The organism is Candidatus Aegiribacteria sp., from assembly GCA_021108435.1.
Lineage (GTDB): Bacteria > Fermentibacterota > Fermentibacteria > Fermentibacterales > JCC-6 > Aegiribacteria.
On sequence record JAIOQY010000043.1, the window covers coordinates 1 to 6,766 of the forward strand.

Genomic DNA, 6,766 nt, shown 5'->3' on the forward strand with positions numbered 1-6,766 from the left:
GAACTCAGTACAAAGGATACAAGACCGATTTTTATAGAGACAGTTGCTCTGACAGTAGGGAGATGAAACTAAAAAACAAGGTCCTGAAATCTGTTCTTGATTATCCGGGATCGATGGTTCCGGTGAGTGCTATCATACATACTTCCTCTTCTGTTCTAATGCACAATACTGATGCTTCTGACTTCTTCGTTTCCTCCAACTTCAGTTTTAAGCATGTAGACTCCCGATGGAAGATTTTCAACGTTAATGTTCAGAACGGAAGAATCATCACGGAAAACTCCTGATTCTGACACAGCACGCCGTCCTGAAATATCGTAAAGATCAAACTTCCATCTCTCTCCTGATTCACCGAAAACAATAACATCAAGGGTTTCACGAATGGGATTAGAAAGAACCATGAGTGATTCATCATCGATCACTGTATCAACAGTACTCTGCCGGGGTGAAGAAGGTTCTTCGATGATATTCATTGTTCCATCATCCGGCGGATGCAATATTCTATATTCCTCTATGTACTGATCCGGACCGAGACATTCGAAATAACAAACCAGAGCTTCACCGGAACTGTAGATCTTATCAATATAAGCTGTACAGCAATCGAACTGCATATCAGTCTGATCTGTACCGGTACACCATCCCACGCACAGGCGATACCATTTACCACTAGTTTCCGAATCAACGCAGTAAGCCAATGCTTCACTGTGATGACTATTAACATTGCATTCGGAACCTGTCATCCAGAAATATCTTGAGTCACTGGAAACAACATCATCTATTATTGAACTAGGTCCTCCTGCCCAGAAAGGTTCTTCAAAACCTGCACCCCCGTAGTCGAAAACAGGAAATGTAGTAAAGAATGTATGAGAAAGAACTGACCCATCGGGTTTGACTATTGGAATATGAATATGGCGAAATCCAGGTTCGTCATGATACATCCAGAAACCGCACCGGTAGAAACAGCTGCCAAAGAAACTGGCTTCCCCAAGACCTATCGCATTAAGGTTGACTTCCGCAATTATATCGCTGCCAACATGCCCCATTGCGGTATTACCATACCTGCCCCACCAGGGTCGTCCCCAGTGATAGCTCAAATCAGAACCTGGTTCGTATCCCTGCGGATAGAATGAACGATTATTCTCCGACCTGTCCCAGTTCCAACTTTCGTAACCTCTTCTGGTTGCCGGTATTGTAATTGGATGTGCATCCATCATGTGTCCTGCAAGATCCCTGGGACCCTCGTTATCCGCAGGATACATCTTACCTATATGTATCTGTATTTTGCCCGAGTACTCCGAAGGGAGATCACCCACAAAAGTATAGTGTACTGCATAGCTGGCATCAGGCTCCTCCGGAAAATTCTCTTCAAGAACATTCTGAAGAATGTCTACCTGTTCCGCGTTTCCGGAAGGTGTATCCCTTACAAATGTTCCATGTTCCCTGGAATCCCAGTATTCCATATCGGCAATAAACCCGTTCATCCATATTATATCTGTGAGTTCAGCTCCGGATGAGTTTTCAATCATCGTAGGTTCGGAGTAAATCACAAGCATATTGAGAGTTTCCCCGTCCCTTTCTTCTGGGATATATCCGTATACTGATCTATGAAAGTTTCTGTTTCCACCGCGGTAATCCATTTCGCCCTCAACACGGGCAATTTCTTCCAGAAGAAACTCTACTGGATCCTGCCCTGCATCCTCCGAGAGACCGAAACCATAATCAGTATTACTGAATTCACTGTTAGAATACCTGATACCATCAATGGGAACAGCATTGCTCATATCCAATCCTGAATTCACAAAGGATTCCTCATGATACCTTGCGGAAACTGAATTGAAGCGTTCTTCATACATCTGAAGGCTTGGTGGAAGAAGGATTTCATTTACTTCTTCAGTTTGCTCAAGTTCCTTGAAAAACCGGAGATCCTCCCTCAGTTCTTCAAGGTACTCCAATGAAGCTGAATTACCCGAATCATCCTTTCCATCATCTTCCCAGGTTCCTATGTATTTAACATCAACACTATCTGAATCTCCAACGTATTCGGAAGTGTAGATTATCATTGCTCCGCCTCCTGGAAGGAAATTGTCAACGATGATTCCTGCAGTATCAGGGCTCGAACTCCCAAGATCATCAACGGGGAGCAGCATACTGACGGTATCTTGGGATCCATGACTTACAGCTGTAACGTTTACAGCGTACCTTCCATCAGGGAAGAAAGCTTCCCTGTTGCTTGAAGGTTTTCCTGTGATTTCCGGTTCTGCAAGAAAAGTGTCCCAGGCTCCCTGACAGATGCCGGTTGTCCAACTGCTCTGGCTTGGACCTGTCCAGACATTGTTCCAGCCGGTAATCCAACTTGCTGGATCCAAAGCACCACTGTTGGTAACGATGTAGGCGTTTTCACCAAGGCAAGACGCTGGAGGGGATGGATCTGTACCGTCAGTCAGATGTCCATCAAGAAATATCGCTCTGAATTCATCCGAATCTCCGTATGGAAGTTCTTCATCACGCATTTGCATAAGGAATCTTTCACCGTAAAATCCAGGTGCTGCAGGAAAATAATCAACAGGTGACTGTGGATCCTGTCTTAGGATTTCGTATGAAATTGAATACACTCCAGCTGAATCTCTGTCCGATAATCCCTGAAAAGCTGAGAATGGTGATACCGCAATATCTATAACCCCGCTTACGAAATCCTGAAAGACCTGATAATTTGTTAGTACAGAAATCTGAGCGGGTGTTTCTGTTCCATCAGGCATGAACCAGGCACCAGTATTGTTAAATCCTTCAAAATGTACTTTCTTGAACTGAATTTCATCATATGTTGAAAGATCGTCCTCGAAATATTCAAAAGGATTGTAGTAACCTTCAAATGGTGGATCTTGAGGTACAATATTGAATGGAGGATAAGGTTCTTCCACACAGTCAATCCATGCCAGGTGAAGATGGAGTGGCGCAGGATTACCCGGTGACCATTCGTATTGAAAACATGGAGCTATTGGCTGCCATCCCGTAAGAGATGATCCATGCACAAATGGTTCCTCTCCAGGATTTCTTATATTCAGATGTAATAATCCCCACCCCCAGTAAGGTGGGGCACCTATTATTGAAGGTGCAATAGCCATGGCACAGCCTCCACTTGCAGTACCAAAATCCCTTGCTCCAAGCGAGACCATATCAGAACCTGTTGGAACAAGTACTTTAACGATTGTATCCACGGCAGCAAAGTCCAATCCCGGATGAGGGCCTTCTTCTATTACACACCAGTCACCGTAGCCATTAAGAACTCCACTATGACCAGAGGTGTTTTCAAAGAAAGGCCATGATAATTTCCAGGGAACCTCAGTTCCCTGAGATGAAGCAATCATTGAAAAGGAGAATAAACAAAGCAGACCGCTTCGAAGGAAGTGTTTCATTATATATTACTCCCTTCAATCCTGAAATATTTTAACGTTTTACCATCATAGAATCCAAATCTATTACCATCTGATTGAAGCGCGGATGGTATACTGCCAAGTTCATGCTCATGATTGAAATTCTTCGATGCAATCTGATAAATGGATTCTCCAATATTCAGATTAACTATGGGAGATACATATAGAATATTTCCATCATTATTTACATAAACAAATTTCAATATATCATAATTATTACCTGAACTTGGACGTGCAGTTGCAGTACCAATAGTATTTCCCGATGAAGAAACCCTATAAGGATTGATATGATCCCAGTCATCTGAAATGTATGTTAGGATATTCAAACCATCAGAATCGGTCGGATCCGTTACCCACGCAAGACCTCTTCTCCCATCGTAGCGTTGTCCTTCTTCATAATGTCCTCTTTGGCCATACAATTGAAATGCCCAGCTATGACCTGTCCGGCTACATGTGGAAGCATTGAGGCGATCTTCGAGTTCATATCGATTAAGTAACTCGCAAGTGAATCCATCGACAGTATAGAAAGTACTGCCGTCGTAAAAAACAACATATAACCCGTCAGATGTAACAAATGCTGCACCTCGATAATCACTGGTTTCCCAGAGAATATCCCCCTCTCCATTGAAAGCCGTGATTCTCGATTCATGTGTGCTCCTGTTTAAAAACGTCATGACCTTAAGTGAACCATCTGCAGCAACAACAAGCCCGGCACTGTTGTGCAGGTGAGCAGGATTCCGAGTATCCTGCCAGGTTCCGCTTGTTGTATCAATCCAGCTTCGGGATATATTCAGGTCAGAATCAATCAACTCAATCTCTCCAGGGTTACTTCTATACATATCCCCATAAGAAGAACGAACCGTAGAACCATCATCGCATACATAGATGTAACCGCTCCATCCTGATTCATCCCTGAATAAATACGGCTGCACATCTCCTGTATCGAGATTGATCAGTTCGTCGTACCACCGGTTTTCCGCATTACCCAGAACCAGTACATATCTTCCACCTCTGGAAAATATCGCCCCGTAAGGTGTGCAGTACAATGGTATTTCTCTTATTTCTTCATCCTCTTGAAGTACAACGACCTTATTGCTGAAAAGAATGACAATCCGCCACTTCTCGCCTTCATCTGTCGGTACAAAGAACATCTGACAGGCTATTTGAGCCTGATCTCCATACCATCCAATGGGTTCTCCGTAATCAATCGGGTTAATCGTAACTTCTTCAACAATTCGGTAACCTGGAGCTGTCCAGCTGCCGTCTCCCGCCTGATCAACAAGTGGTGGCTGCGTTGTTGTTATTCCTATAAGTGCCATCAGTAAAAAATGCATATCAATCTCCTCAGTCTATTATTACAATTCTGTGTGTCTGAATGTCTTTCATGTCCGTCTGCAGGAAGTAGATGCCTGGAACAAGGTTTTTCGTATTGTATAAATATGTCCCTGAATCAGGCGTAGTGAATTCCTCTACGACTCTGCCTGCTATGTCAAGCAGTCTTATTGATGTTTCCTGAAAAGTGTTCACTGAGAATTCTATTGAATTATGCGATGGATTAGGTGATATAATGCTTAGAGACTGCACGGTAACTTCTTCCGGAGATGTTTCGCCAATTGCCACATCATTCCAGGATACTGTGATTTCGTGCAGAACAGGGGTTTGAACCGAATCGGGGCTGTTCATAAGAATCCTGTACTGAAAATACCTTGTGGTATCAGCAAGTATGCCGTAAAGCTCTTGCGGTTCGTAAAGCTCTTCTGACCAGCTTCCCATATTCTCCCAGTCATCGGAACTTCTAACCAGTACAGTCAATGTGGAATCAACGGGACAGTCCGCAACCCATTAAATGTTACTCCACTGCTGTTCCACCTGTGCATCGAGAATGGTGGAGATAAGCTCACCTTCACCCGAAAGGAATCCCGGGCTCCAGTATTTAATTGCTTCTCCTACTCCGGCGGCTCCGACTATCTCAAGACCGGATACATCGTCTATTTCGGCGGCACACAGCGCGGAAGCTCCGTCGAGTTCACCAATAAGGTATTCGCTCCACTCATTTGCGCCTGAATATTCGTACCAGCGTACTTCGCTGTCATTTTGGCCTGCGGCTACGATATTCAGCCAATCGTCTTCATCCGAAGAAATATCACAGATGCATACACCTGATGCGCCCCACAGATCATCGGTTACCGTGTGTTTGTTCCAGCAGAGACCAAGTTCCGAATTCTCGTACCAGTATACGGCATCATCATCATAACTGCTTGCAGCGATGTCAGGTGATTCATAAACGTCACCATCTATGTTGCCGATCATAATGCATGCCGGATGGTTGATCAGTGAATCGATCACATGTTCCTCAAAAGCATCGAACCAGCTGAGACATTCCAGATATACTATTCTGGCGTTGTTATATTCCGCCAGAACAATATCAAGATCCCCATCGGCATCGATATCATCAAGTGCAATTGAGGATATGCCCGGATACTCCCCCGGTATCTGGAGATGTTCCCATGTTACACTGTCGCCCTCTGTTGATGAGATGAAATTGTGCAGGATACCCGTTGAGGATTCGCATACAAGGAGATGAACACTATTGCCAACCATCACGGGTTCGATCTCACCCGGGCTCTCTATCCTGGCAATTGGATGGGGTATCCAGAGATACTCCGAGGAGTCGGACTCGAACCAGTACAGTGAATCAGCGTAGTAGGCTGATGCTATCACATCCATAAATCCGTCATTGTTCACATCGCAGGCTCTGGCGCAGTTGGCTCCGTCGAACCGGGCGGCTATTTCAATAAGGGTCCAGGACTCTCCGTTGCCTTCGTTCCTGTACCACGCAACGATATCATTCGACCATGCGGCCACAAGAAGATCGGTGTCGGTATCCGAGTCCATGTTTATAGAAACAACCGAATACGGAGCACCCGCTGAAGCGTCTATTATATGCTCAGGACAATTTTCCGCGTAATCAAGATAGATGCTGGACTCGGAGTTATTCCAGTTCATGTTCTCAGAAGATAAAAAGTAAGTGCTCCACGATGTTACAGGGTCTTCCTCGCCCGGTCCGTCCTGCCAGGAGGACTGTGTTTCATCGAAAGCCCCAACATAACTCAAGGCGCAAATGAGCATACATACTATCAGTATCATAAATACTCCCACTCCTATGTATATTTAAATCATATTAATGAATTAATATGGGGGGTATTTGGCAAGTCAATGCTACGACTTGAAAGATCAGAATGTAAATCTAAATCATTTACATCCTTGAAGGGTTCGGTGAAGACGCCAGATGTCTCGCAGTGCTCTTGGGACTCTTTTTGTCAACGGCAGGGGTGTAG

The 6,766-nt window shown here is 44.5% G+C and carries 4 protein-coding genes; all 4 read right to left on the minus strand.

Translation table 11 applies throughout. The annotated features are described in order from the left end of the window. Nucleotides 1-155 precede the first annotated feature (155 nt). The 4 genes from K8R76_02555 to K8R76_02570 are packed head-to-tail and all read right to left on the minus strand — an operon-like array spanning nt 156 to nt 6,575. Nucleotides 156-3,410 carry a T9SS type A sorting domain-containing protein gene (locus K8R76_02555; protein ID MCD4847054.1) on the minus strand — a complete coding sequence of 1,085 codons (3,255 nt, stop codon included), beginning with the start codon at nt 3,408-3,410 and terminating at the stop codon, nt 156-158. Then, nucleotides 3,410-4,762 (minus strand): hypothetical protein, encoded by a 1,353-nt coding sequence (locus K8R76_02560; GenBank protein MCD4847055.1) that lies wholly within the window; start codon nt 4,760-4,762, stop codon nt 3,410-3,412. Before K8R76_02560 ends, K8R76_02555 begins: the two co-directional genes overlap by 1 nt. Before the next feature lie 10 nt (nt 4,763-4,772). Beyond that, nucleotides 4,773-5,240, minus strand: coding sequence for a T9SS type A sorting domain-containing protein (locus K8R76_02565; protein MCD4847056.1), 468 nt, complete (start codon nt 5,238-5,240; stop codon nt 4,773-4,775). A gap of 30 nt (nt 5,241-5,270) precedes the next feature. Beyond that, the gene (locus K8R76_02570; protein ID MCD4847057.1) at nt 5,271-6,575 is read right to left on the minus strand and encodes a VCBS repeat-containing protein; all 1,305 of its coding nucleotides are present in this window, start codon (nt 6,573-6,575) and stop codon (nt 5,271-5,273) included. Between the last annotated feature and the right edge of the window lie 191 nt (nt 6,576-6,766).

Bases quoted from the DNA above. Each gene is read 5' to 3' on its own strand.
- K8R76_02555 (MCD4847054.1), bottom strand. From the start codon at position 3,410: ATGAAACACTTCCTTCGAAGCGGTCTGCTTTGTTTATTCTCCTTTTCA.
- K8R76_02560 (MCD4847055.1), bottom strand. From the start codon at position 4,762: ATGCATTTTTTACTGATGGCACTTATAGGAATAACAACAACGCAGCCA.
- K8R76_02570 (MCD4847057.1), bottom strand. From the start codon at position 6,575: ATGATACTGATAGTATGTATGCTCATTTGCGCCTTGAGTTATGTTGGG.